This window comes from Pseudomonas sp. PDM18, from assembly GCF_014852585.1.
GTDB lineage: Bacteria > Pseudomonadota > Gammaproteobacteria > Pseudomonadales > Pseudomonadaceae > Pseudomonas.
Genome location: NZ_JACVBX010000002.1, coordinates 489,464 through 514,303, shown reverse-complemented (window position 1 = coordinate 514,303; position 24,840 = coordinate 489,464). Strand labels below are relative to the sequence as shown.

General features: G+C 65.2%; 19 protein-coding genes. 9 read left to right on the top strand and 10 right to left on the bottom strand.

What is annotated here, in order from left to right:
* Position 1: 1 nt before the first annotated feature.
* The gene (locus IB274_RS07110) at positions 2-1,978 is read right to left on the bottom strand and encodes a DEAD/DEAH box helicase (RefSeq protein WP_192431312.1); all 1,977 of its coding nucleotides are present in this window, start codon (positions 1,976-1,978) and stop codon (positions 2-4) included.
* Between the two features lie 166 nt (positions 1,979-2,144).
* Here IB274_RS07110 and IB274_RS07105 point away from each other — a divergent pair, with 166 nt between their 5' ends.
* Entirely contained in the window at positions 2,145-2,912 is a 768-nt protein-coding gene (locus tag IB274_RS07105) for an ATP-binding cassette domain-containing protein (RefSeq protein WP_192431311.1), read from the top strand.
* A 48-nt stretch (positions 2,913-2,960) separates the two neighbouring features.
* Here the strand turns inward: IB274_RS07105 and fhuF are convergent, their stop codons facing one another.
* From fhuF to IB274_RS07085, 4 genes are all read right to left on the bottom strand, one after another.
* A complete protein-coding gene (fhuF, locus tag IB274_RS07100) occupies positions 2,961-3,716 on the bottom strand; it encodes a siderophore-iron reductase FhuF (RefSeq protein WP_192431310.1) in 756 nt (251 codons plus the stop codon).
* 31 nt (positions 3,717-3,747) lie between these two features.
* Positions 3,748-4,734: a GNAT family N-acetyltransferase gene (locus IB274_RS07095; protein WP_192431309.1), complete on the bottom strand. Its 987-nt coding sequence runs from the start codon at positions 4,732-4,734 to the stop codon at positions 3,748-3,750.
* Between the two features lie 98 nt (positions 4,735-4,832).
* Positions 4,833-6,167, bottom strand: coding sequence for a lysine N(6)-hydroxylase/L-ornithine N(5)-oxygenase family protein (locus tag IB274_RS07090; RefSeq protein ID WP_192431308.1), 1,335 nt, complete (start codon positions 6,165-6,167; stop codon positions 4,833-4,835).
* 334 nt (positions 6,168-6,501) lie between these two features.
* The gene (locus IB274_RS07085) at positions 6,502-7,008 is read right to left on the bottom strand and encodes a sigma-70 family RNA polymerase sigma factor (protein WP_192431307.1); all 507 of its coding nucleotides are present in this window, start codon (positions 7,006-7,008) and stop codon (positions 6,502-6,504) included.
* A 126-nt stretch (positions 7,009-7,134) separates the two neighbouring features.
* On the opposite strand from IB274_RS07085, the gene IB274_RS07080 reads away from it, so the two are divergent.
* From IB274_RS07080 to fhuB, 5 genes are all read left to right on the top strand, one after another.
* Positions 7,135-8,169, top strand: coding sequence for a FecR family protein (locus IB274_RS07080; RefSeq protein WP_192431306.1), 1,035 nt, complete (start codon positions 7,135-7,137; stop codon positions 8,167-8,169).
* A gap of 362 nt (positions 8,170-8,531) precedes the next feature.
* Entirely contained in the window at positions 8,532-10,220 is a 1,689-nt protein-coding gene (locus tag IB274_RS07075) for a cyclic peptide export ABC transporter (protein WP_192431305.1), read from the top strand.
* 162 nt (positions 10,221-10,382) lie between these two features.
* Positions 10,383-12,779 (top strand): TonB-dependent siderophore receptor, encoded by a 2,397-nt coding sequence (locus IB274_RS07070; protein ID WP_192431304.1) that lies wholly within the window; start codon positions 10,383-10,385, stop codon positions 12,777-12,779.
* Positions 12,780-12,906: 127 nt separating this feature from the next.
* Positions 12,907-13,812, top strand: coding sequence for an ABC transporter substrate-binding protein (locus tag IB274_RS07065; protein WP_192431303.1), 906 nt, complete (start codon positions 12,907-12,909; stop codon positions 13,810-13,812).
* The gene (fhuB, locus tag IB274_RS07060; RefSeq protein WP_192431302.1) at positions 13,805-15,814 is read left to right on the top strand and encodes a Fe(3+)-hydroxamate ABC transporter permease FhuB; all 2,010 of its coding nucleotides are present in this window, start codon (positions 13,805-13,807) and stop codon (positions 15,812-15,814) included. Before IB274_RS07065 ends, fhuB begins: the two co-directional genes overlap by 8 nt.
* A gap of 257 nt (positions 15,815-16,071) precedes the next feature.
* Here fhuB and catA read toward each other — a convergent pair whose 3' ends face one another.
* Positions 16,072-17,004: a catechol 1,2-dioxygenase gene (gene catA, locus IB274_RS07055; protein WP_192431301.1), complete on the bottom strand. Its 933-nt coding sequence runs from the start codon at positions 17,002-17,004 to the stop codon at positions 16,072-16,074.
* Positions 17,005-17,037: 33 nt separating this feature from the next.
* A complete protein-coding gene (hpaC, locus tag IB274_RS07050; protein ID WP_192431300.1) occupies positions 17,038-17,559 on the bottom strand; it encodes a 4-hydroxyphenylacetate 3-monooxygenase, reductase component in 522 nt (173 codons plus the stop codon).
* 282 nt (positions 17,560-17,841) lie between these two features.
* On the opposite strand from hpaC, the gene IB274_RS07045 reads away from it, so the two are divergent.
* Complete coding sequence (locus IB274_RS07045) at positions 17,842-18,468, top strand: response regulator transcription factor (RefSeq protein ID WP_192431299.1); 627 nt, start codon at positions 17,842-17,844, stop codon at positions 18,466-18,468.
* A 37-nt stretch (positions 18,469-18,505) separates the two neighbouring features.
* On the opposite strand, the gene IB274_RS07040 is transcribed toward IB274_RS07045, so the two are convergent.
* Together IB274_RS07040 and IB274_RS07035 are read right to left on the bottom strand one after the other, a co-directional pair.
* On the bottom strand, positions 18,506-19,495 hold the full coding sequence (locus IB274_RS07040) for an asparaginase (protein ID WP_192431298.1): 990 nt from the start codon (positions 19,493-19,495) through the stop codon (positions 18,506-18,508).
* Between the two features lie 116 nt (positions 19,496-19,611).
* Positions 19,612-21,054 (bottom strand): alanine/glycine:cation symporter family protein, encoded by a 1,443-nt coding sequence (locus IB274_RS07035; RefSeq protein ID WP_192296110.1) that lies wholly within the window; start codon positions 21,052-21,054, stop codon positions 19,612-19,614.
* A 168-nt stretch (positions 21,055-21,222) separates the two neighbouring features.
* On the opposite strand from IB274_RS07035, the gene IB274_RS07030 reads away from it, so the two are divergent.
* Entirely contained in the window at positions 21,223-22,041 is an 819-nt protein-coding gene (locus IB274_RS07030) for a helix-turn-helix domain-containing protein (protein ID WP_192431297.1), read from the top strand.
* 22 nt (positions 22,042-22,063) lie between these two features.
* Here IB274_RS07030 and IB274_RS07025 read toward each other — a convergent pair whose 3' ends face one another.
* Complete coding sequence (locus IB274_RS07025; protein WP_192431296.1) at positions 22,064-22,948, bottom strand: DMT family transporter; 885 nt, start codon at positions 22,946-22,948, stop codon at positions 22,064-22,066.
* Between the two features lie 517 nt (positions 22,949-23,465).
* On the opposite strand from IB274_RS07025, the gene IB274_RS07020 reads away from it, so the two are divergent.
* Positions 23,466-24,716: an OprD family porin gene (locus IB274_RS07020; protein ID WP_192431295.1), complete on the top strand. Its 1,251-nt coding sequence runs from the start codon at positions 23,466-23,468 to the stop codon at positions 24,714-24,716.
* The last annotated feature ends 124 nt before the right edge of the window (positions 24,717-24,840 follow it).

The window sequence follows — 24,840 nt, the reverse complement described above, 5'->3', positions numbered from 1 at the left end:
CTCAGGCCGGCGCGGTTTCCACGTTGCGCCGCAGCGCCAGGATCGCCGTGGGCCCCCGGGCCTTGCGGGTGAACCAGAAGACCCGGCTCACGCCACGGGTGATCGCCACATAGGCCAGGCGCAGCTGCTCGTCCTGCTGGGCCTGGTCGTAGCTGCTGGCGAAAAACCCGCAGGCCGCGTACAGCGCGCTGCGCAGCGGGTGTTTCTCCGGCGGCGCGCAGTCGTCGACGATGATCGCCACTTCCGCCTGCAGGCCCTTGGCGCGGTGGATGGTCATACCCTTCACCGGCAGCTTGCGGTCCAGCTCGCCGAGGATGGTCTGCAACGTTTCATTGCGCCGGCTGAGCAGCAGCACGGCGGTTTTCTCCCGCGAGCCGCGCGCGGCGACGTGTTCGCACTGCTTGCGGATCTCCTCCAGCAGGAGTGGCAGGCTGTTGCGCGCGTCGAAGCGCTGCACCAGTTTCACCCCGTGGTCGCCCGCCTCTGCCGACTTGAAGGCGCGGCAGGTCTTGGCCTGCTTGTTGGTCACTCCCACCAGCACCCGCTCGCCGTCGCGGATCACCGGGTCGATGCTGCGGTAGTTGGTCTCCAGCAGCAGCACGCGGCTCCTGAGCCGGCCCTTGCTGGGGAAATGCCGGTCGAAGTCCATGAACAGCTCCGGCGAGCTGCCGCGCCAGGCGTAGATGGACTGCCAGTCATCACCGATGGCCATCAGGCTGACGGCCTCGCCGCGCTTGGCGAGGTCGCGGTGCAGCGCCTGCAGCCATTGCACAATCTGCGGCGAGACGTCCTGGAACTCGTCGATCAGCAAATGCTGGAACGGCGCAAGCGCTTCGGCCGGCAGCTTGCCGTCACCGAGCTGGTCGGTCAGACGCTGGAAGGCCAGGTTGAAGGTCAGCAGGCCCTGCTCCTGCAAGGCGGCATCGAAGGCCGCCCAGAACATCTGCAGTGCCTCGATGAACTGGCGCTCACGCGGAGGGCAGGCGAGTTTCTGAGGCTGTAACTGGTCGATGCGCAGGCCGATGCTCTCGATGAAGCCGGACTGGGCGTAGAACGCCTCGAACAGCGGCAACGCGGTGAATTCGCCCGGCAGCTTGAAGGCATCCAGCGGCGCCTTGCCGATACGTGGCGGCTTGCCGTCTTCGCCCGCTTCCGGCGGTGGCGGCAGCTCCAGCAACTGGTGCACCAGCGTGCGGAACGCCGGCTGCTCGGCGTAGCACTGCTGGTAGACCTGTTTGAGCAGGCGCTGCTGCGCCGGGCGCAGGCGGCCGGCGAGCAAGGGGTTGTCCAGTTCGCTGGCGGGGTCGCGTTCGTCCAGTTGCTCGAACCAGCGCGGGTTCTTCAGCGCGACTTTCGCCAGGGTACCCATGGCCGAGTGGAAGGTGCGCACACACTGCCGCGCCTGCGCCGCATCGAACGGATGTCCCCAGTAGCCAAGCACCTTCACCAGCTGCTCGCGCAGCTGTGCGCAGGAAGCGTTGGTGAAGGAAATCACCGTCACCTTCTCGGCATCTATCCCCAAGTGGCAGAGCATGTAGACCACCCGCAACACCAGCGTGGTGGACTTTCCGGAACCGGCGCCGGCGAAGATGCGGGTCAGCGGTTCCGGCGCTAGGATCATCGCCCACTGCTCTTCCGATGGCAGGCTGAGAATTCCGTGGGCAGCGGCCTGGGCCACGCGCTGGCGCATGTCCATGGCGTGCTGTTCATCCGGGGCGCTGGCGGTGCCGTAGATACCGGCAGCCGCCTGAGCGCGCGGGCGTTTGGGCGCAGGCGCGTCGCCGTCTTTCCTCGCCTTGGGGCTGCGTTTGGCCGGCGCCTTGCTCGCACCTTTTGCCTTGCCCTTCGCCTTGCCGCGCGCGCCGGCCTTGGGTTGCGCCGCCTCGCGCTCGGCGCGCAGGTATTCGGTGGTACGGGGGAAATAACGCGCAAGGGCTTCGGCAACCAGCCGCTTGTAGCGTTCGACAGCAGACTCCATGGGCCCTACCAGATCAGTTACAGCGTTGAATCATAAGCGGTTTGCGACAGTGACAGGCAATCAATCCGACGGTTCCGCAGCGCCCTGGAAAATTGATAACCATTAGCAATTGGATTAGAGTCGGGCTCCCGCTTTTTCCGGCCACGCCGCCACTACGGATGACCCCATGTTCGAACTGGAAAATGTCAGTTTCAGCGTCCCCGGTCGCACGCTTCTGCAACCGCTGAGCCTGCAGCTGGCCGACGGCAACATGATCGGCCTGATCGGTCACAACGGTTCGGGCAAGTCCACCCTGCTCAAGCTGCTGGCACGCCAGCAGCAGGCCAGCGGCGGCAGCATCCGCCTGGACGGCAAGCTGCTGCAGGACTGGGGCAACCGCGGTTTCGCGCGGCAGGTGGCTTACCTGCCGCAGCAACTGCCGCAGACCGACGGCTTGACCGTGCGCGAGCTGGTCGCCTTCGGCCGCTATCCGTGGCACGGCGCGCTGGGCCGCTTTACCGGCGAGGACCGCCAGCAGATCGACCGCGCGCTGGACCTCACCGACACCCTGGCCTTTGCCGATCGCCCGGTGGACCTGCTCTCCGGCGGCGAACGCCAGCGCGTCTGGCTGGCCATGCTGTTGGCGCAGAACAGCCGCTACCTGCTGCTGGACGAGCCGACTTCGGCGCTGGACATCGCCCACCAGGTCGAGGTGCTCTCCCGCGTCCACGAACTCAGCCGCGAACTGGGCCTGGGCGTACTGGTAGTGCTGCACGACATCAACATGGCGGCGCGCTACTGCGACCACCTGATCGCCCTGCACGGCGGCCGCCTGTTGGCCCAGGGCTCGCCAGCGGAACTGATGCGCGGGGAGACGCTGGAAGGCATCTATGGGATTCCCATGGGCGTGCTGAACAACCCGGTGGATGGGTCGCCGATCAGTTATCTGCGCTGATATCGGCGTTCCTACAGGTAAACGCGTGCGACGCCGACGCAGGGTGCGTTACAGATCGCTCACTTCCGGCGGCGGCTCGTCGATCAGCGGGCAGTTGTCGCAATGGCCGATGGTACCCAGCCGATAGCGAATGCAGCAGGTCCGCCGCTGCCGCCAAAGCCCGTTGGCCCGCTGCTCGCACGAAACCTCGACATACTGGATCGGCTTGAACAGCGGGTTGCGCATGCCGTCCGGACGGCGCTCGGTCTCCAATAGCTCGCGGCCGTGGCCGAGCATCGAGGCCAGGGGCGGCCGCTTGGCCATCTCGCCGATGAACCATTCGAAGTAGTTGCCAGCGTTGCTCCAGAGCACTCTGGGCGAGAGCCGCGCCTCCGTTGCCAGTGTATGGATGAAAGGCTGCAGGTGCCCTTCCAGCAGATGGGCAAAGCGCTGGAACGGATCGCCTGGCGGCGCGGCAAAAGGCCCGCCCTCGTCCGGCAACTTGAATGCCTCAGGAATGCCCTGGGCATCCAGTACCACTTCCACCTCATCGAACCCCAGCGGCAGTGTGCGACCGAGCACCAGCGCGGCAGCCACCACCGGTGGAATGAGGCGCACCAGGTACCACTTGGACCACTGCGAAGCCAGCGCGCGGCGGTCGCCATCGGCGTGGGGTGGGTCGAAACGGCGCAGCACGCTGTCGAGCATCTCCCGTTCCAGCAAGGCACACGCCGGGATCGATGGCCGGGGATCGTCGCGAGTCACCAGCACCTCGCGGTAGCTGGCGAACTCACCGAAATACAGGGGAGCGAGTGCTGCGATCACCGGGAGCCCTCAGGCACGCAACGAACCGCTGTCAGCACAGGCCGCAACGCTCGAAGAAGGTTTCCCGGCTCTGCACCATCAACGCGGCGCGCTTGTGCGGGAAGTTGAATTCCTTCTCGCACCAGAAGCCCAGGCGCTGCATGTGGCCGATCATCTTCGCGTTGTCGGCGCGCGGCTCAGCGACGATGCGCTGGGTGCGCGGTTCGTCCAGCAGCAGGTAGTGCACCAACGCAGTCATCCAGCTTTCCACCTTGTGCGGACCACGGTGGCTTTCCTCGCCCACCAGCATATGGATGCCGCGGTCGTAGTCGCCCACGTCGTAGAACGGCGCGATGCGGTCTTCCTTGGCCCAGTAGGCTTCGTAGTAGGCGAACGGCTCGTCGTCGATGCAGCCGATGAGGGTGGTGGTGTGCGGGTCGGCGGCAGCTTTTTCCAGGTAGGCGCGGTGCTGCTCCAGGGGGCCGCCCTCCTGCCAGAACTCCAGCACGCGCGGGCTGTTCTGCCAGCGATTGAAGCGTTCCAGGTCCAGTTCGATGTCGAGGGTGCGCAGGGAAATCCACTGGCCCAGCTTGGCGTCGAAGCGGCGATAGACCTCACCCTGCGGCTTGGGTGCGCGCAGCGGATGGCGGCGGCCGCCGCTCATGCGATAGACCTGCGGATAGTTGGCGCTGGCCAAGCCCCTGTGCCAGGCGGCGGGCAGTTGCCAGAACGCGGAACGCTCGATCTGCAGGCGCCCGCCAACGTCGTCGAGGCTCACCAGGCCTTGCTCGAAAGCTTCGACCGGGACATTGGCGGCAGCGAATTGCACGCGATCGCTCTGTGCATCGCCAGCGAAGGTCCAGTAGGCCAGCACCCACAGCGCCTCCGTGGTTGGTGCTGAACTCAGCTGCCAACACTCACCTTCGCGTTGCGCGCTCAACAACGGCTGGCCGTCCAGCAGCAGGGTCAGGCCATGGGTTCCGAGATCGGCGGAGAGCTTGCGGCCATCGGGCAGCGGCAGGGAAAAACTGGGCGTCATAGTGGGTTCCCTTTCGTGAATGCAACGACCCCGCTCGTATGACGAGCAGGGTCGGCAGAAATTTACTCGACCCGGACATCGATTCCGGGCCTTGCGGGTCAGGCGCTTTCCGCAGTCAGCGGGCGCGTCGGCTTGTGCGCGGTCTCGTGCGGCGGCAGGTGCTCGAACATCGACGCGGCGATTTCCTGCGCGCGCATCGGCAGCACCGACAGCAGCGTATCGCTCAGGCCGTGGCTGTCCTGGGTGAAGCCCTGCAGGTAGATGCCGGCGTGCAGGCGCTTGTCAGCCAACACGCGGTAGTCGCGGCCCACTTCGAAGTCACCCAGGTACTCCTGCAGCGGCGCAAGCAGTTCGCGGTGCGACTTGCGCTCGTAGCCGGTGGCGAGGATCACCGCGTCGTAGCGATGGGTTTCCACCGCCCCGGTGGCGCTGTCGCGCAGGGTCAGTTCGATACCGTCGGCGTCAGCCTTGGCCGCCTCCACATTGCGGCGGCAGAGGAAGGCGTGGCGATCCACGCCGGCCACTTTCTGCCGGTAGAAGATGCCGTAGATGCGCTCGATCAGGTCCAGGTCCACCACCGAGTAGTTGGTGTTGTGGAATTCCTGGATCAGCTTCTCGCGCTCGGCCTTGGGCTCGTTGAACACCAGGTCGGTGTAGCGCGGGGCGAAGATTTCGTTGACGAAGGGGCTGTCGTCGGCCGGCTTGAGCACCGCAGCGCGCAGGACCATGTCGACCTTCACCGAGGGGAAGCTGTCGTTCAGGTCGATGAAGGCTTCGGCCGCGCTCTGGCCGCCGCCAATCACCGCGATGCGCATCGGCTCGTTCTGGTTGCAGCGCTGCTCGGCCATGCATTCCAGGTAGCGGGCGTGGTGGAACACCCGCGGGTCGTCGCGCAGGTGATTGAAGGCGGACGGGAAGCGCGGCGTGCCGCCCGTGCTCACCACCACGCTACGCGCCAGACGGAAACGTTCATGGCCACGGGCATCAGTGGACAGCACCTTGACCAACTCGATGCCGTCCGGGCCCTGCACCGGCTCGACGCGGCTGACGGTTTCGCCGCAGACGCGCTGCTCGGCGAACTGCTCACTGACCCAGCGCAGGTAGTCGTTGTACTCCATGCGGCACGGATAGAAGGTGCCCAGGTTGGTGAAGTCGATCAGCCGGCCCATCGCATGCAGGTAGTTGACGAAGCTGTACGGGCTGGTGGGATTGCGCAGGGTCACCAGGTCCTTGAGGAAGGAGATCTGCAGTTCGCTCTGCGCCACCAGGGTGTTGCCGTGCCAGCGGTAGTCGGCCTGCTTGTCGAGGAACAGTGCGTGGTAGTGGCGACCCTCGCGTCGCGCCTGCTCCTGCAGGGCGATCGCCAGCGCCAGGTTGGAGGGGCCGAAACCGATGCCGAGCACGTCGTAGGTCGGGGTGATCATCTGGGTCATGGTGCCAATGTCCTGTATCGCGATGGCCGTGGGGCATGACCACGCAGGAGTCGGCGGCTTACTGCTCTGCCTGGAGCGCTCCGCCAGCCGACGGTCAGCGCTCACTCCTGCGTGTCGCCCATGATTTGCGCTGTCGTTAGCGCGTTATCTGGAGAGACGAGACAGGCCTGGCGAAATTTAGAATGATTCTCACTAAGTCATGAAAATTTCAGAGTGACGAGCGGGCGAAAACGGCAGGGATCCGTGCGCAGGCCGCATGGGACTAAATCCTGGTGCATGCCATGCGTCTGTGTATGTAAATGCGGTTCGCAGTCGCCGGCGAACAACAACGCTGTCAGCCCTGCCCGCTCCAGGCTTTCAGGCGCAGCCGGCAATGCCTCATCGCATTGACGATGTGCTTCTCCACCATATCGCGGGAAATACCCATGGCCTGCGCGATCTCGACATGGCTGCAGCCCTCGACCTTGCGCAGCACGAAGGCGCGGCGACAAGCCTCGGGCATTTCGCCAAGGGCGCGCTGGAGCAATTGCAGTTGCTGCTGATGGCTGGCTTCTTCCTGCGGGCAGCGCTCGTCGATGCAGCCTTCGCGGTCGAGGGTTTCCAGCTCTTCGGCGCGGCGCACGCGGCCTCGCCGATGCAGGTCGATGCTGAGGTTGACCGCCGTGCGGTAGAGAAATGCGCGGAGTTGTTCGATATGCTCGTCACCCTTGCGGTCGAGCAGGCGCAGGAAGGCCTCCTGCGTCACATCGGCAGCCGTCTGGCGGTCGCCAAGGCTGCGATTGAGGTACAGGACCAGCTCCTTGTAATACCGGATGAACGCGCTTTCCACCCCGTCGGGCATCCTATGAAAAACAGTCGAGGCTGTAGGCGCCTACTGACAGTCCGAGTCAGGCTTATTTATAATCACTCGCATCAACGCGAAAAGAAAGTGTGATATCGGCCGCAAATGGCCTTACCGAGATTCCCGATGACCAGCTCCCCTTCCCCGTTCGACGATGACCGCATCAGCGCCGAAGCTGCGCACTGGTGCGCGCGTCTGCACGACGAAGAGTGCAGCGAGGCCGAGCGCGCCGGGTTCGCGCAATGGCTCGCGCTCGACGCACGGCACGAGGTCGAATACCAGGCGATGCTGGAAATCTGGCAGCTCTCGGAACTGCTGACGCCAACTCCGCGAATCGCACCCGCCCCCATGGCAACGCCAGCACCAGCGCCACTGAGCGGCCGCCGCAGCAGCACCGCTCGCCGCCCTCGCAGCGGCAAGCGCATCGCCGCTGTGGCCGCTGGAGTGCTGGTGGCCATAGGCGCCGTGTGGTCGGCAGGTTGGTCAGCCGGCTGGCTGCCTTCGAAGGTTGGCTATTACGCCGCGCAGCCCGGCGCACGCGAGGTGGAATTGGCCGATGGCTCGAAAGTCGAGCTCAACAGCAACTCGCAACTGTACTTCGCCGACTTCCGCGATCGCCGCAGCGCCTGGTTGAAAAGCGGCGGCGAGGCGTACTTCCGGGTGACCCACGACACCCTGCAACCCTTCTCGGTCTACACCGACAACGGCAGCGTGCGGGTCACCGGTACGCGCTTCAACGTCTGGACCGACCCGCACCAGATGCTGGTTACCCTGCTCGAAGGCTCGGTGGTGGTCAGCCCACCGGACAGCGTAGACGGCAACAGCGCCCAGCTCACGCCGGGCATGCAGGCGCGCTACAGCCAGGGCAGCCAGCGCATCGAACTGGCCCAGGTCGCGCCCGCCGGCGCCATTGCCTGGATCGAGGGCAAGCTGGTGATCGATGACCTCACCCTGCAGACCGCCCTGCCGCTGATCAACCGCTACCTCCGGCAGCCGGTATTCGTCGGCGACACCACCGCAGCGGCGATGCGCATCGGCGGCATCTACCGCACCGACGACCTGCAGGCGCTGGTGGACTCGCTGCCCAAGGTGCTGCCGGTGGAGCTGAACACGGACAGCCAGGGCCGCATCGTGCTGGCCAGTCGGTACGTTCCGCTCTAGCCGGGCTGGCGGATAACCTGTTCCGGGTTATCCGCCCTACGTCCCTGGCGTGCCGTGCGGGTTCGCGAGCAAGCTCGCTCCTACAGCTCACCCTGACCTCGGAATGCTCTTCGTAGGACCGAGGGGGACGCCCAGTCCTTGCTCGCAAATTCCTATGCGGCGGAGTTCGAGATCACCGGCGAGCAGCCCTCGCCTGCCAGCCATTTCTTATTTGCGAGAAATTCGCAAATTCTCTTCAGTTTTTTCCAGCTTCATTCGTCTTGATAGGAACGATTCGGATTTGCCGATGATTTCCTGATTCGCGCACCGTCTCGCCCCGTTGTGCGGCCTGCCCCCTGGCAGGCCGGGTCCAGGAAAAGACGATGCAAACTCCCGCTCCAAGCGCCTTTCGCGAGATGCTCAAACTGCTGCGGCCACACTGGCTGCCGCTGACCGCCGCCACCCTGCTGGGAATTCTCGGTGGCTCTGCTATCACCGCGCTGCTCGCCACCATCAACTACAGCCTGCATTCGCCAGGCGGCATGCCGGCCGGCCTGCTGCTGGGGTTCGCCGGGCTCTGCACCTTGGCGCTGCTGGGCTCGATCATTTCCGACATGGGCACCAACTATGTCGGCCAGCATGTGATCGCGCGGCTGCGCAAGGACCTGGGCAGCAAGATCATCTCCGCGCCCATCGAGCAGATCGAGCGCTACCGCAGCCACCGGCTGATCCCGGTGCTGACCCACGACATCGACACCATCAGCGACTTCGCCTTCGCCTTCGCGCCGCTGGCGGTCGCGCTGACCACCACGCTCGGCTGCCTGGGCTACCTGGCGTGGCTGTCGCCGCCGATGTTCCTCGCGACCGCCATCGCCATCGTCGTCGGCAGCGCCGTGCAGTACGTCGCGCGGGCCAAGGGCATCAAGGGCTTCTTCGAGGCGCGGGACAAGGAAGACGAGCTGCAGAAGCACTACCGCGCCATCGCCGAGGGCGCCAAGGAACTGCGCATCAGCCGCCCGCGCCGCTTCCAGCACTATAGCGAGCGCCTGCAGGGCACCGCCGACGAAATCTGTGACATCCAGCTGCGCTCGATCAACCTGTTCAATGTCGCCAAGGGCTTCGGCTCGACGCTGTTCTTCATCGTCATCGGCGTGGCACTGGCCTACCAGTCGCTGTGGCCGAGCACCGACCAGGCCACCCTGTCCGGTTTCATCCTGGTGCTGCTGTATATGAAGGGGCCACTGGAAGGCCTGATCGGCCAACTGCCAGTGGTGACCCGCGCACAGGTCGCGTTCCGCCGCATTGCCGAGCTGTCGGTGCGTTTCTCCTCACCGGAGCCGAACCTTCTATTGGCCGATGACGGTCGCCAGCCGCTGGACTTCCAGTCCATCGAACTGCGCGACCTGGCCTATCACTACCCCACCGACGACGGTTCCCCTGGCTTCGCCGTCGGCCCGCTGAACCTCACGGTCAGCCGTGGCGAAATCCTTTTTATTGCCGGCGAGAACGGCTGCGGCAAGACCACCATGATCAAGCTGCTGCTCGGCCTCTATGCCCCGCGTGGCGGCGAGCTGCTGCTCAACGGCGAGGTGGTGACCGACTCCAGCCGCGACGACTACCGACAGCTGTTCACCACCATCTTCGCCGACTACTTCCTCTTTGAGGACCTGCTCAAGGGCAGCCAGGACATCCCGGTCGAGGCCGGCCGCTACCTCGAACGCCTGGAGATCGCCCACAAGGTCAGCCTTGAAGGCCAGGAGTTCTCCACCACCGACCTCTCGACCGGACAGCGCAAGCGCCTGGCGCTGGTACAGGCCTGGCTGGAGAAGCGCCCGGTGCTGGTGTTCGACGAGTGGGCGGCAGACCAGGACCCGGAATTCCGCCGGATTTTCTACACCGAGCTGCTGCCCGAGCTTCGTGCCCAGGGCAAGACACTGATCGTGATCTCTCACGACGACCGCTATTTCGACGTCGCGGATCGCCTGCTGCGCATGCGCGCCGGGCAGATCGTCGAGATCGAGGACCACCGCACTGCAGCGTCACGAGGTGGTTCCGGTATAGCCATGCACTGACGGCCCGGTGGCCGACCTTTCACCCGGTCGTCGCTCAGCAACAAAAAAAGATCGAACGGATTTTTCCGGTTTTTTCCAACCGGCGCGTCACATAAAGCTGAATCATTCTTATTAGAAACTGCATTACAAGATCATACCTTCAAGGTTAAAGGAGCTAAACAAGTGAGTCGCACCCGTACTGCGCTGCAAACCCGGCACAAGGTAAAACCCCTGGCCCGTCTGGTCCGCGCCACCGCCCTGGGGATGGTCCTGGCGGCTTCCGCCGTCGAGGCTGCCCCGGTCCGCATCGACATCCCGGCCCAGTCCCTGGCTTCCGCGCTCACCAGCCTGGGCGCGCAGTCGAACCTGCAGATTGTCTTCAACCAGAGCCAGGTGCAGAACCTGCGCGCCCCCGGCGTGCGCGGCGAGATGGAGCCCGCCCAGGCGCTGGAGCGCCTGCTGCAGGGGACCGGCATCAAGTACCAGCTCGAAGGCAGCCGCGTGACCCTGCTGGGCGCCGACTCCGCCAGTGGCGACACCCTGAACATGTCCGCCCAGGTCATCACCGGCGCCGTCGAAGGCGAAGACAGCTATGTGCCGCGCACCTCCAACAGTGGTAGCAAGACCGACACGCCGCTGTTGGAAATCCCCCAGTCGATCTCGGTGATCACCCGCAAGCAGATGGATGCCCAGGGCGCGCAGACCGTGACCGAAGCACTGCGCTACGTGCCCGGCGTCAAGGTGGAAGCCTATGGCCTGGACCCGAAAGGCTTCGACTGGCTGTACATCCGCGGCTTCAACGCCCAGGCCACCAGCGACTACCTCAACGGCCTGCGCCAGCAGAACAACAGCTACGCCTTCTTTCGCAGCGAGCCCTATGCCTTCGAGCGCATCGACGTGGTCCGTGGCCCGTCCTCCAGCCTGTTCGGCATGGGTGACGCCGGCGGCATCGTCAATCGTGTGAGCAAGAAGCCCACCGCCAACCACATCAACGAAGTCGAACTGACTGGCGGCAACCATGACCGCAAGCAGGGCCAGTTCGACCTCGGCGGCGCGCTGGACGACCAGAACCAGTTCCTCTACCGCGTGGTGGGCCTGGCCCGCGACGCCAACACCCAGGCCGAATACGACGACGGCCATGAGGTCGAGGACGACCGCTACTACATCGCCCCGTCCTTCACCTGGGCGCCGGACGAAGACACCAGTCTGACCGTGCTCACCGACTTCCTGCGCGACCGCAACTCCGGCTCGATCTTCGACTACAGCGTCAACGGCCACCCCACCGGCACTCTGCTCGGCGACCACAATTACAACCACTTCGACCAGGACCAGTACACCCTGGGCTACGAGTTTCGCCATCGCCTCAACGACATCTGGGAATTCCGCCAGAACGCGCGTTACGGCCAGGTCGACCTGACCTTCGCCAACCTGCTGCCGCAGCTGCAGGTCGGCAGGAACATCATCCGCACCGCGGACCGCTTCGACCAGCACATGGACACCTTCAACCTGGACAACCAGTTGCAGGCCAACTTCGATACCGGCGCAATCAAGCACACCCTGCTGATGGGCGCAGACTACAGCTGGCAGGACGCCAATATCGCCCGCTGGCGTACCCTCGGCCCGTCGCTGAACCTGGATAACCCGGTTTACGGCCAGAGCGTTCCGCGGCCGACCAAGGACACCACCCTCGCCGGTCAGGCCATCGACTACGACCAGAACATCGAGCAGATCGGCGCCTACCTGCAGGACCAGATCAAGTTCGACGACCACTGGATCCTCACCGCCGGCGGCCGCTACGACTACGTGCGCAATGACCTGGACAACCACGTGGGCGCCCACACCATGCAGAAGGACAACGCTTTCACCGGCCGTGTCGGCCTGACCTACCTGACCGACTTCGGCCTGGCGCCTTACGTCAGCTACTCCGAGTCGTTCGTGCCTAACACCGGCATCACCTCCGACGGCGGCGCCTTCAAGGCCAGCGAGGCCCACCAGTACGAAGCGGGCGTGAAGTTTCAGCCGGACGAAACCCTGCTGATCACCCTGGCCGCCTACGAGCTGACCAAGGAAAACATCCTCACCAACCAGCTGAACGCCAACGGCGTGCCCACTGGCTTCAGCGAGGCCACCGGCGAGCAGCGCTCGCGCGGCATCGAGGCCGAATTCAAAGCCAAGCTGGACCAGAACTGGGACCTGCTGGCCTCGTACACCTACACCAAGGCCAAGATCACCAAGAGCAACGACGCCAACGAGGGCAACCGCCCGGCCAACGTGCCCGAGCACATGGCCAACGGCTGGCTGAATTACACCTTCCACGAAGGTGCGGTCGACGGCCTCTCCATCGGCGGCGGCGTGCGCTACACCGGCTCGCTCTACGGCAACAACGCCAACACCTACCACGTCGACAACTACACCCTGTTCGACGCTGGCGTGAGCTACCCGCTGAACAAGAACGTGACCCTCTCGGTGAACGCCCAGAACCTGCTGGACGAGGAGTATGCCGCGACCTGCGACAGCCCGATCTCCTGCTACCCAGGCCTGCGCCGCACCGTCATGACCAGCGTGAAGTACAGCTGGTAAGCCGCTGGCGGAGGCGGCCGTGCGCTACTTCCGCCTGCTGTTTCCGGGCTCCCTGTTCGCAGGGAGCCCTTTTGCCGTTTCAAAGGCGTGTTGTTTCAAGAGCCCCGATTCACGCGAGGAGTAGTGCATGTCCCTCACCCGTCGCCACCTGCTGCAAGGCCTCGCCATCGGCGGGCTGGCCTGCGCCTCCGGCCTGCCGGTGTTCGCTGGCGAGCGCCTGACGCGGATCATCGCGCTCAACTGGGTGGCCGCCGAGACGCTGCTGACCCTGGGCATACCGCCCCTGGCGATCTCCGACGACCGCTACTACCGGGTGCGCATGCCTACTCAGCCGCTGCCCGAGAGCGTGCGTGACGTGGGTCCCTACTGGGAACCGAACCTCGAACTGATCCAGCAGCTGCAACCGCAACTGATCCTCAGCGACCCCATGACTCCAACCCTGGAGCGCCGCCTGAACGGCATCGCGCCCACCGAGCGCGTGGCCATCTACCCGGCCGCCAACGGTGCCTGGCGCGCCACCACCGAGTTCATGAGCAATCTCGCCCGCCGGCTCGGCGTCGAACAGGTTGCCGCCGACTACATCGCCGCCGGCGAGCAGCGCCTCGCTGAACTGCGCGCGAAACTGGCGGGCCACGCGCTGCCGCCGGTGTGCGTTGCGGTGCTCAACCAGGATGGCCGTCACGCGGCGGTCTACGGCAAGAACAGCATGGTGCAGGACGTGCTCGACCGCCTCGGCGTCGAGAATGCCTGGCAAGGCCCGGTGGGCCCGGTGGGACTGGCCATGGTCAGCATCGAGCGCCTGGCCGAGCGCCCCGATGCACACCTGGTCTACGTTGACATCCCCACCACCTCGGCGCGCCTGCAGAGCCTGCGGCAGCCCAACGACCTGTGGGCCAATCTGCCCGCCGTGCGCCGGGGTCACACGCTGACGCTGCAGCGCTTCTATCCCTACGCTGGCGCCGCCTCGGTGCTCGACCTCGCCGAACGCATCGCGACCTACCTGGACAGCGCCACGGAGCTCGCCCATGTCTGAATCGACGCTCGGCCTCGTCGCCCCTCGCCGTGGCTTGGGCCTTGGCCCCGCGATCTGCACCTTGGCGCTGGCGATTCTCGCTGGCCTGCTGGTGTTCCATGGCCTGCAAGGCGCCCTTCCCCGCGACCTCTGGTGGCAGGCACTGTGGTCGCCGGACCTGGACGACGTGCGCCAGGTGCTGCTGCACTTCAGCTTCTTCCCGCGCCTGGCGGTGAGCCTGATGGCCGGCGCCGCCCTGGCCCTGGCTGGCACGTTGTTCCAGCAGATCCTGCGCAACCCACTGGCAGAACCGGTGACCCTCGGCGTGTCCGCCGGCGCCAACCTCGCGCTGTCGGCCGCCACCATCTTCGCCCCGACCCTGCTGGTGCACGGCCTGGAAGCCGTCACCCTGGCCGGCGCGACCCTGGCGGCCTGCCTGCTGTTCGCCTTCGCCTGGGGCCGCACCCTGTCGCCGCTGCGCTTCATCCTCGCCGGCATGGTCATCAGCCTTTACTGCGTTTCGCTCAACGCGCTGCTGGTGCTGTTCAACCACGACTACCTGATCGACCTGCTGCTCTGGCAGGCCGGCTCGCTGAACCAGAGTGGCTGGGACGGCGCGTTTTACCTCGCCCCGCGCCTCGCGGTGGCCATGGTCATCGCGCTGCTGATGGTGCGGCCGCTGGCCGCGCTGGGGCTGGAAGACGAAGGGGCCGCGGCGGTGGGCGTGAACCTGCTGCGCACCCGCGTAATGGGTCTGGCCGTGGCTGTGGCGCTGAGTGCGTTCGTCACCAGCGCCGTGGGCATGCTGGCTTTCGTCGGCCTTGCCGCACCGGCCATTGCGCGGCTGTGCGGTGCGCGCACGCTCAAGCAACGCCTGATCTGGGCGCCACTGCTGGGCGCCGCGCTGCTCTGTGTGGTGGACCAGATCGCCCGCGAACTGTCGCGTTTCGCCGGGGAAATTCCCGCCGGCATCCTCACCGGCATCTTCAGCGTACCGCTGCTACTGTGGCTGCTCAGCCGCCAGCGCAGCGGCGGCATCGTCCCGCGTCCGACGCCGGCCAGGCCGCAGCGCGAACACCCGTGGCGGCTGATCGTCGGCGCGGCGATCCTGCTTGGCCTGCTGACGTTGCCGGCGGTCTTCTTCGCAGTGGACGCCAATGGCTGGCACTGGGGCGACGCCGGCCTGAACGATGCCATCGCGCAATGGCGCCTGCCGCGTGTACTCGGCTCGCTGGCTGCCGGCGCCATGCTCGCCGTGGCCGGCCTGCTGGTGCAGCGCCTGACCGGCAACCCCATGGCCAGCCCGGAAGTCCTGGGGGCCACGTCCGGTTCGGCGATTGCCGTGCTGGTGCTATTCCTGGTGATGCCGCAGCCGCAGGCCTACATGGTCCCGGCTGCCAGCGTCGGCGCGCTGCTGACCCTAGGCCTGCTGCTGTGGTTCGCCTGGCGCAAGACCTTCAATGCCGAGCGCCTGCTGCTGACCGGCGTGTGCCTGACCACCTTGCTGCACTCGCTGAGCACTTTGCTGCTGGCCAGCGGTGACCCGCGCATGACGGCGATGATGAGCTGGATGACCGGCTCGACCTATCAGGTGGACGTGGTCTCGGCGAGCACCGGGCTACTGGTCGGCGCAGTGATGATTGGCGTCAGCCTGCTGCTGACGCGCCCGCTGGACCTGCTGACGCTGGGCAATGACACGGCGACAGCGCTGGGGCTGCGGCTGCGGCTGAGCCACCTGGCGATCCTGCTCACTGCCGCGGTGCTCACCGCCACCGCGACCATCATCGTCGGCCCGCTGAGCTTCGTCGGCCTGATCGGCCCCCACATCGCCCGCCACCTCGGCGTGCGCCGCGCCGCGCCGCAAGTGCTGCTGAGCGCGGTGGCCGGGGCGCTGATCATGGTGGTGGCGGATTGGCTGGGACGGAACATCGCCTATCCCTGGCCGGTGTCGGCGGGATTGCTGGCAGCGTTCATCGGTTGCCCGTACTTCCTCTGGCTGATGCATCGGGAGCGGCGGGGCTGAGCGGAGTGTTTCCGAATGCAGCGGACTTTGTCCGCTGTTCGCGGGCATGGCTCGCTCCTGCAAGGAGCGCGCCATGCCCATCCTTACAGGAGCTGGCCATGCCTGCGACAGCCCCAGCGCGCAGCCCGTTTAGGGGTTCTCGTAGGAGCGAGCTTGCTCACGAACCCACCCAGCACCGGAACGGCCGGATAGCTTGGTTCGCGAGCAATAACGATGGCGTCCCCCCGCGCGCCTGCAGGGTCACCACCGCGTGAGAATCAGGCTTCCTGCAGTGCGCGAGGACGGTTGCTGCGGTCTTCGGCATCGGCGGAAACCGCCTGCTGCAACTGGAAGTCGAACTCGATCTCGGCGAAGCGCCCTTCCACACCGCGCGCCTTGGCGGCAGCAGCATCCTCGACAAAACGCACCTCGCCGATCAGTCCGTCACGGGTGGCATAGGCGAAGTCGTCCCACAGGTATTGGTCGCCGGCGAGGTTGATCTGCGTGGTCAGGTGGCGATGCCCCGGCGCGGAGATGAAGAAGTGGATGTGCGCCGGGCGCTGGCCGTGGCGGCCAAGCTGATCGAGCAGCTCCTGGGTCGGGCCGTCCGGCGGGCAGCCGTAGCCGCTGGGTACGATGCTGCGGGCTTTGTAGCGACCTTCCGCATCGGTGACGATGCGACGGCGCAGGTTGAACTCGGACTGGGTGCTGTCGAAGTACGAGTAGGTGCCCTTCGTGTTGGCGTGCCAGAGGTCGACTACGGCGCCGGCCAGCGGCTTGCCCTGCGGGTCGAACACCCGGCCGGAGAGGAACATCACGGTGCCCGCGTCCCTGCCGTCGTCCATCCGCGCTTCGCCTTCGGACAGCGGCGCGCCGGCCACGTACAGCGGGCCTTCGATGGTGCGCGGGGTACCGCCGCCGATACCGGCCGCTTCATCCTGGGCGTCCAGCAACAGGTCGAGGTAATGCTCGATGCCCAGGCCGGCAACGACCAGGCCGGCTTCCTGGCGGGCGCCGAGGCGGTTGAGGTAGTCCACCGCCTTCCAGAATTCGTCGGGGGTGACGTTCATGTCTTCGATCAGTTTCGCGGTGTCCTGCAACACCCGAAGGATCAACTGCTTCATGCGCGGGTTGCCGGCGTCATTGAGCGCGCCGCTGGCTTCCTGGAAGAACTTCTGGATATCGGCAGTCTGGGAAATCTTCAGGGTCACGGTGATTACCTCGTTCTTGTTGTTAGATAGGGATCAACTGGCGCAGCGCACGGCCGCGCGGTCGACGCGGTGGAACACGCGGTTGAAGTACACCAGGCTGTCCTGGCGCTCGCGCACCGCGACGTTTTCCAGCTCGACGAACATCACGGTGTGCGAACCGACTTCCTTGCAGTCGCTGATCCGCCCCTCCAGGCTGACCAACGCCTGGCGCAGCACCGGCAGGCCGGCGTAGCCGTCGTCCCAGAGGTCCCAGGTGAAGCGTTCTTCCATGGAGACCTTGGTCATCCCCGCGAAGTGCTTGGCCAGCTCTTCCTGCTCGCCGCACAGCACGTTGACGCACAGGTGGCCGTTGCTGCGGAACACATCGTGGGTAGCGCTGCCGCGGTTGACGCAGACCAGCACGGTGGGCGGCGAATCGGTGACCGAGCAGACCGCGCTGGCAGTGATGCCGCAGCGGCCTTCCGGGCCATTGGTGGTGATGATGTTCACCGCCGCGGGCAGCTGTGCCATGGCGTTGCGGAAGTCGATCTGGGTCTGGCTGAGGGTGTTGGCCATTTCTTCGCTCCTATTTGCCGGAGTGGCATGTGCTGGAGTGGCCGGCACGCCCGGCCTTTCTTGTATGGGGCCAGCGTAGGGCAGCGCGGCGGCGCGCCATATTCAGACGATCACCACGCGTTGAGGGGCAGGCCGCTAGTCATCTAGGTGGTTTCTTTATCGTCAGCACCGGCGACTATGGGTATGCTCCGGGTCATGCCATTCCGACGACCGCGGCAAAAGCCCGGCGTACGCGGCCTACGTGCAGCTTCACAACGATAAGAAAGAAAGTGGCAACGCCTGATGGAAGCTAGAAAACCCGTGGTCTACATCGTCGACGACGACAAGGACCTGCGCACCTCCCTCGCCTGGCTGCTCGAATCGGTCAGCATCGAATCGCTTTGCTTTGGCGGCGCCGAGGAGTTCCTGCGCGAATACGACCCCAGACTCCCCGCCTGCTTGGTGCTCGACGTGCGCATGCCCGAGACCAGCGGCTTCCAGCTGCAGGAGATGCTCAACGACAAGGGCATCAACCTGCCGACCATCTTCGTCACCGCCCACGGCGATATCCCGATGTCGGTGAAGGCGATGAAGAACGGCGCGCTGGATTTCGTCGAGAAGCCCTATAACCCGCAGCAGATGCTGGACCGCATCCAGGCCGCGCTAAAGAGCGCCGTGCAGGTGCATGCGGGCCAGGAGCAGAAGCAGAACCTGCAGCACAAGCTCGACCTGCTCACCGGGAGGGAGCGGGAAATCCTGATGATGGTGGTGGACGGCAAGGCCAGCAAGGTCATCGCCCGCGAGCTGAACATCAGCGTCAAGACGGTCGATGTACACCGCACCAAGATCAAGGAAAAGATGGGCGTGAGCAGCATCGCCATGCTGGTGCGCGAGGTGCTCAACGTGCCGGTGGAAGAAGCGCGCCCCTGAGCGGGGCGCGTTGTTTTTCAGCCAGTCAATCAGTCGATCAATCGACGCGCTCGCCGCACAGGTCGAGGACGAATAGCCGCTCCACTTCCGTAGCCGGCAGGCCGCAACCCAGCAAGCTGAACAGCTTGCCGAGCGCCGCCTCGCGGGTCATGCCACCACCGGATACCAACCCGGCATCGCGCAGGCGGCTGCCGGCGGCATAAACGTCGAAGGCCACGTGGCCCTGGGGGCACTGGCTGATCGCAGCCAGCACCACGCCGCGGGCGTGGGCTTCGCGCAGCGCAGCCAGCAGGTCTTCGTTGTCCGAAGGGCCGGTGCCACTACCGAAACACTCCAGCAGCAGCGCCTGAACGCCGCTACCCAGCAACGCGCGCAGGTGTTCGGCGCGTAGACCGGGGAACAGCGGCAGAACCGCGAGGTTCACCGCCTGGCGTGGCTGTCGGTAGCTCAGTTCGGCTGGCAGTGACTCGGCGCGCACACCCTGGCGCTCACGCGGCAGCACGGCGAAAGCATCGAAGGCATCGCTGCGCAGCTTGGTCACGCGGGCGCCATGCATCAGCTCGCCATTGAAATACAGCCAGACACCCGGCTCGATGCCGGTTTCCAGCGCCTTCAGTGCGCCCAGCAGGTTGCCCAATGCATCGCTGCCCGGCGCGCCCATTGGCTGCATGGAGCCAGTCAGGATCACCGGAACGTCCAGCCCCAGCAGCAGGAACGATAACGCCGCGGCGCTGTAGGCCAGCGTGTCGGTGCCGTGCAGCACCAGCACGCCGTAATGGCCGCCCTGCTCCACCGCATGGACGATGGCGTCGCGCATGGCCAGCCAGTTGGCCTGGGTCATGTTGGCGCTGTCGAGCAGCGGTTGCAGCTCGGCGAAGGACCAGTCGAGGCGAATCTCGCCATGGCCTTGCAGTTGTTCGCGCATGCGCGCTTCGAAACCGCCAGCCGGCGCCAGGCCCTCGGCGGTCTGCAGCATGCCGATGGTGCCGCCGGTATAGAGGACGAAGAGGTTCTTCACGCGACGCATGCCAGTGCTCTTGCAGGAAAGTTCACAGGATAAACCGCAAGGCCGGGAGAAGTCCCGGCCTTGCGTGTCAGACCTTGATCCTGGGATCAGGCCCCGAGGATCGGGTCAGCGGAGTGTCAGCCCTGAGCCGGCAGGCTGCCGTGGGCCGGAGCGGTCGAGTTGATCTTGTGCGCGTCGCGCCAGGCGTCGTGGTCGATGTCCAGGTCGGCGAACTTGCTGGCGTCGAACACTGGCCGCTCGATGCCGGCGGCGCGCTGCTCGTCGTAGTCGCGCATCACGCGCAGGCCGGTCTTGATCAGCATCGCCAGGGCCACCAGGTTGACGAAGGCCAGGCAGGTCATGGTGATGTCGGCGAAGGCGAACACGGTGCCCAGGTTCTGCATCGAGCCCCAGAGGATCAGGCCCAGCACCAGAACGCGGAAGGCGATCAGCGCGGAGCGGCTGCGGCCAACGATGAACTGCAGGGCGTTCTCTCCGAGGTAGTAGTTGTAGGTGATGCAGGTGAACACGAACAGCGACAGCGCGACGCTGACGAAGATGCGGCCCCAGTCACCGACCACCGCGGCCAGCGAGTTCTGGGTCAGGGTGATACCGTCGCCTTCGAAGCCGGGGGTGTAGAAGCCCGAGAGCAGGATCAGCAGCGCAGTGCAGGTGCAGATGACGAAGGTGTCGAGGAACACGCTGAACGCCTGGACCACGCCCTGGGACGCCGGGTGACGCACGGCGGCAACGGCAGCCACGTTCGGCGCACTGCCCAGGCCGGCTTCGTTGGCGAACACGCCACGCTTCACGCCCATCACGATGGCCGCGCCCAGCAGTCCGGCGAAGGCCGGTTCCAGGCCGAAGGCACTCTTCACGATGGTGGTCAGCATGCCCGGCACCAGTTCGATCTGGGTGACGATCACGTACAGGGTCACGGCGATGTAGGCCAAGGTCTTGACCGGTACCAGCAGGTCGGACACGGCGGCGATGCGCTGGATGCCGCCGAAGAACACCACGGCCAGCAGCACGGCCAGGGCGATGCCCGAGTACAGGACCGGGATGTCGAAGGCGTTCTGCAGCGAGTGGGTCACGGTAAAGGCTTGCAGGCCGTTGAAGGCGAAGCCGTAGGTGACCAGCAGCAGGACAGCGAAAGTCATGGCCATCCAGCGCAGCTTCAGACCGTGCTGGATGTAGTAGGCCGGGCCGCCACGGTACAGGCCGTCGCCGTCGCTGCGCTTGTAGACCTGGGCCAGGGTGCACTCGAAGAAGCTGCTGGACATGCCCACCAGTGCGGTGACCCACATCCAGAACACGGCACCGGGACCACCCAAGGTCACGGCGATGCCGACACCGGCGATGTTACCAGCGCCCACGCGGCCGGCGAGGCTCAGCATCAAGGCCTGGAACGAGCTCAGCTGGCCGGATTGGCCGCGGATCGACTCCTTGAACACGCCGAACATATGGCCGAAATGGCGGAACTGGACGAAGCGGGAGCGGATGGTGAAGTACGCACCGAGTCCTACGATGAGGACGATGAGGACTTTCCCGGAGAGGAAATCGTTGATCGCGTCGAGCATGTGCTGGGGCCTCGATTGTTATTGTGGGAGCACGGACCTGGGGCTGGCCCGCTCACTGGGGGCGCATGGTTGCGCCCGAAGCGTCTCGAAACAATTTCGCGGCTTGTTACGAATTGATGCTAGTTGACGCTATAATGGCGCCACTCGCATCACCTGGACCTGGCACGAATGTCCGAAAATCTCGGCCCAAACCTCAAGCTGCTATGCGCTCACTACCGCTCTATCTCGGAGGTTTGCCGCAAGCTCTCGATCAATCGCGCGCAGTTCAACAAGTACCTTGGCGGGCAGAGCCAGCCCACGGCTTACAACCTCAAGCGCATCGGCGACTTCTTCGGCGTCGAGGACTACGAGCTGCAATTGCCGCCGGATCAGTTCACCCGCCTGATCGGCGCACGGGGGACCTCGACGGCCAACGTGCAGCGCGACGACCCGCTGATGGAAATGCTCCGCCCGCTGCGCGACCACGCGGGAAACTTGTCGCGTTACTGCGGCTACTACTTCGAATATTCCAACTGCATGTCGGTGCCCGGCTCGATCCTGCTGTCGCTGGTGCATCTGTACGAGCAGGACGGCAACTTCCTCTTCGAGCGCCAGGAGCGCCAGGAACGCTCCAGCAGCACCGACGTGCAGGCTGAGGACTGGGTGCGCTGCCGCTACCTGGGCGCGGCCTTCCAACTGCAGGATCGAGTGTTCCTGTTGGACTACGAGTCGCTCACCATCAACGAAATGAGCCAGACCATCCTCATCCCCAGCTTCAAGAGCCGCATCACCCGCCTCAACGGGCTGAAGACCGGCGTCTCCAGCGGCGACCGGCGCACTCCGGCCTGCACCCGGGTGGTCTGGGAATACCTGGGCCCGGAGATCAACCGCATCAGCGCCTATCGCCAGGTGAAGCTTTACCAGCCGGACGATCCACGCATCGACGATGACGTGCGCCAGCGTCTACAGGTCGGGCCGATCCGCCATGGTCTGTTCGAAATCGAGTAGCAACGGCTCGCTACTGCAGGGTTTACCTTTTGCGGCTCTGCAACCACGCCGCCGCCAGCCCGCTACCGCAGATCACCGCGATACCCAGCAACGCCGACGGCTCCGGCGTATGGCCGAAGATCACCAAGCCCAGCAGTCCCGCGAAGACAATCTGGCAATAGCTGAACGGCGCCAGCAGCGCCGGCGCGGCATGCTTGAAGGCCTGGGTCAGGAACAGGTGCGCGGTCATCCCGCAGGTACCCAGGGCCAGCATCATCAGGCCATGCACCAACCCCGGCCATTGCCAGAAGAACGGCACCAGCGCGCTGACGATCAGGGTGTTGCACAGCCCAGCGAAGAAGTTGCTGGTGGTCGGGCTGTCCACCTGGCTGAGCTTGCGCGTCAGCAACTGGTAGAAGCTGAAGCACAGCGCCGAGCCGAACGGCAGCAGCACCGCCGGGGTGAAGAGATCGCCGCCGGGGTGAACGATGATCAGCACGCCGACAAATCCCACCAGCACCGCAGCCCACTGGCCAGCGCTGACACGTTCGCCCAGCAGCGGCACTGAAAGCGCCGTCACCAGCAGCGGCGCGAGGAAGTTCACCGAGGTCGCCTCGGCCAGCGGGATGTACTGCAGGCCGGTGGTGAACAGGAAGCTGGTGCCGAGCAGGCACAGCGCGCGGGCCGTCTGCAGGAATGGATGGCGCGTACGCAGCACAGCGAGGCCGGCGCGCGGCAGGAAGATGCCCGCCATCAGCAGCGTGTGCACCACATAGCGCGCCCACACCACCATGACGATGGGATAGATGCTCGCCAGGTACTTGGACAGCGCGTCGTGGCTGGAGAACAGGAAGGTCGCCAGGACGATGAGCAGGATGCCCTTGAAGGGCTGGTGGACGCCGGACAACGGCGATTGGCTGGTACTCATCGACTCACGGATTCAATCGGCAGATGCGGCTGGCGCGGGGAGTTCGAAAGCCTAGCAGGACGCACCGGAGAAAGAATCCGCCACGCCGCGCCGGGAACACCTCGCGGGTCCGCTGGAAGGCCGGGCAATAAGAGTCCCGCACGGCGTTGTTGCAGGCATCCTAACCGCAATGCTGGCGGAGAAATGTTCCGTTTGGTTAATTCATGTTCGAACAGCGAACAATTAAGCCTTGGGTGAATTGCGGCGAGCCGTCACGGACCACCACTATGGTCCAAGCCGCCGCCTCGATGCGGCGCCAACAACTATAAGAAAGGACCGTTCACATGCTCATGCTCTCCCTGGCACGCCTGCGCGCGTGCATCCCCCATACCGACCCTCCCCCCATTCCCGTCGCGCCTGGCTGATCGCCTGATCCACGCCAGCTGATCACCATCGTTCAGCATCCGCCGCTCCCGACAGAGCCGCGCGGAGGACCCCGTTCGCCTAGAACAACGACAAGAATGCCGAGGGAACACCCATGCTCCGCCACCTGCCCCACTTCACCATCAGCGCCTGCCTTCTACCCACCCTGCCCGCCCTGGCCCACGCCGAGGAAGGCGGGTTTCTCGAAGACGCCAAGACCAGCCTGCTGCTGCGCAACTTCTACATGAACCGCGACTACGTCGGCACAGCCCGGCAGAACAAGGCTGAGGAGTGGACCCAGAACTTCATCCTCGACGCCCGCTCTGGCTACACCCAGGGTACGGTCGGGCTGGGCCTGGACGTGCTTGGGCTGTACAGCCTGAAGCTCGACGGCGGCAAGGGCACCGCCGGCACCCAGTTGCTACCAACCCACGGCGACGGTAGCCCCGCCGACGACTTCGGTCGCCTGGCGGTCGCCGGCAAGGCCAAGGTCTCGAAGACCGAATTCAAGGCTGGTGAATGGATGGTGGTACTGCCGATCCTGCGCTCGGACGACGGCCGCTCGCTGCCGCAGACCTTCCAGGGCGCGCAGGTCACCTCGAAGGAAATCAACGGCCTGACCCTCTACGGAGGCCAGTTCCGCCAGAACAGCCCGCGCAACGACGCGAGCATGGAAGACATGGCACTCTTCAACCGCCCGGCCTTCACCTCGGATCGCTTCAACTTCGCCGGCGGCGAGTACCGCTTCAACGGCGACCGCACCCTGGTCGGCCTGTGGAACGCGCAACTAAAGGACATCTACCAGCAGCAATACCTGCAACTGCAGCACAGCCAGCCGCTGGGCAATTGGGTGCTCGGTGCGAATATCGGCTACTTCTGGGGCAAGGAGGATGGCAGCGCCCGCGCCGGCGACCTGGACAACCGCACCTTCTCCGGAATGTTCTCGGCCAAATACGGCGCGAGCACCTTCTATCTCGGCTTGCAGAGGGTCATGGGCGAGGACGAGTGGTTCCGCGTCAACGGCACCAGCGGCGGCACCCTGGCCAACGACAGCTATACCGCCAGCTACGAGAGCGCGAAGGAGCGCTCCTGGCAGTTGCGCCATGACTACGACTTCGCCGCGTTCGGCGTTCCAGGCCTGACCCTGATGAACCGCTACATCCAGGGCCGGGATGTGCACAACGCCAGCACCGACGACGGCTGTGAGTGGGGGCGCGAGAGCGAGCTGGCCTACACCGTGCAGAGCGGCACCTTCAAGACGTTGAACGTCAAATGGCGCAACTCCACGATGCGCCGCAACTGGGGCAGCACCAACAGCTTCGACGAGAACCGGCTGATTATCAGTTATCCGCTGTCGCTGCTGTAGTCACCGCCGATTGCCGTCCGTAGGGCGGATAACGCTGGCGCGTTATGCGCCCTACGAACCTGTCCTACAGGTAAATCCGTGCCCATGAAAAAGCCCCGGCATGCCGAGGCTTTTTCCGTTCAGT

Coding starts and splice junctions, on each gene's coding strand:
- IB274_RS07110 (WP_192431312.1), bottom strand. CDS start 1,978: ATGGAGTCTGCTGTCGAACGCTACAAGCGGCTGGTTGCCGAAGCCCTT.
- IB274_RS07105 (WP_192431311.1), top strand. CDS start 2,145: ATGTTCGAACTGGAAAATGTCAGTTTCAGCGTCCCCGGTCGCACGCTT.
- IB274_RS07095 (WP_192431309.1), bottom strand. CDS start 4,734: ATGACGCCCAGTTTTTCCCTGCCGCTGCCCGATGGCCGCAAGCTCTCC.
- IB274_RS07090 (WP_192431308.1), bottom strand. CDS start 6,167: ATGACCCAGATGATCACCCCGACCTACGACGTGCTCGGCATCGGTTTC.
- IB274_RS07085 (WP_192431307.1), bottom strand. CDS start 7,008: ATGCCCGACGGGGTGGAAAGCGCGTTCATCCGGTATTACAAGGAGCTG.
- IB274_RS07080 (WP_192431306.1), top strand. CDS start 7,135: ATGACCAGCTCCCCTTCCCCGTTCGACGATGACCGCATCAGCGCCGAA.
- IB274_RS07075 (WP_192431305.1), top strand. CDS start 8,532: ATGCAAACTCCCGCTCCAAGCGCCTTTCGCGAGATGCTCAAACTGCTG.
- IB274_RS07065 (WP_192431303.1), top strand. CDS start 12,907: ATGTCCCTCACCCGTCGCCACCTGCTGCAAGGCCTCGCCATCGGCGGG.
- fhuB (WP_192431302.1), top strand. CDS start 13,805: ATGTCTGAATCGACGCTCGGCCTCGTCGCCCCTCGCCGTGGCTTGGGC.
- hpaC (WP_192431300.1), bottom strand. CDS start 17,559: ATGGCCAACACCCTCAGCCAGACCCAGATCGACTTCCGCAACGCCATG.
- IB274_RS07045 (WP_192431299.1), top strand. CDS start 17,842: ATGGAAGCTAGAAAACCCGTGGTCTACATCGTCGACGACGACAAGGAC.
- IB274_RS07040 (WP_192431298.1), bottom strand. CDS start 19,495: ATGCGTCGCGTGAAGAACCTCTTCGTCCTCTATACCGGCGGCACCATC.
- IB274_RS07035 (WP_192296110.1), bottom strand. CDS start 21,054: ATGCTCGACGCGATCAACGATTTCCTCTCCGGGAAAGTCCTCATCGTC.
- IB274_RS07030 (WP_192431297.1), top strand. CDS start 21,223: ATGTCCGAAAATCTCGGCCCAAACCTCAAGCTGCTATGCGCTCACTAC.
- IB274_RS07025 (WP_192431296.1), bottom strand. CDS start 22,948: ATGAGTACCAGCCAATCGCCGTTGTCCGGCGTCCACCAGCCCTTCAAG.
- IB274_RS07020 (WP_192431295.1), top strand. CDS start 23,466: ATGCTCCGCCACCTGCCCCACTTCACCATCAGCGCCTGCCTTCTACCC.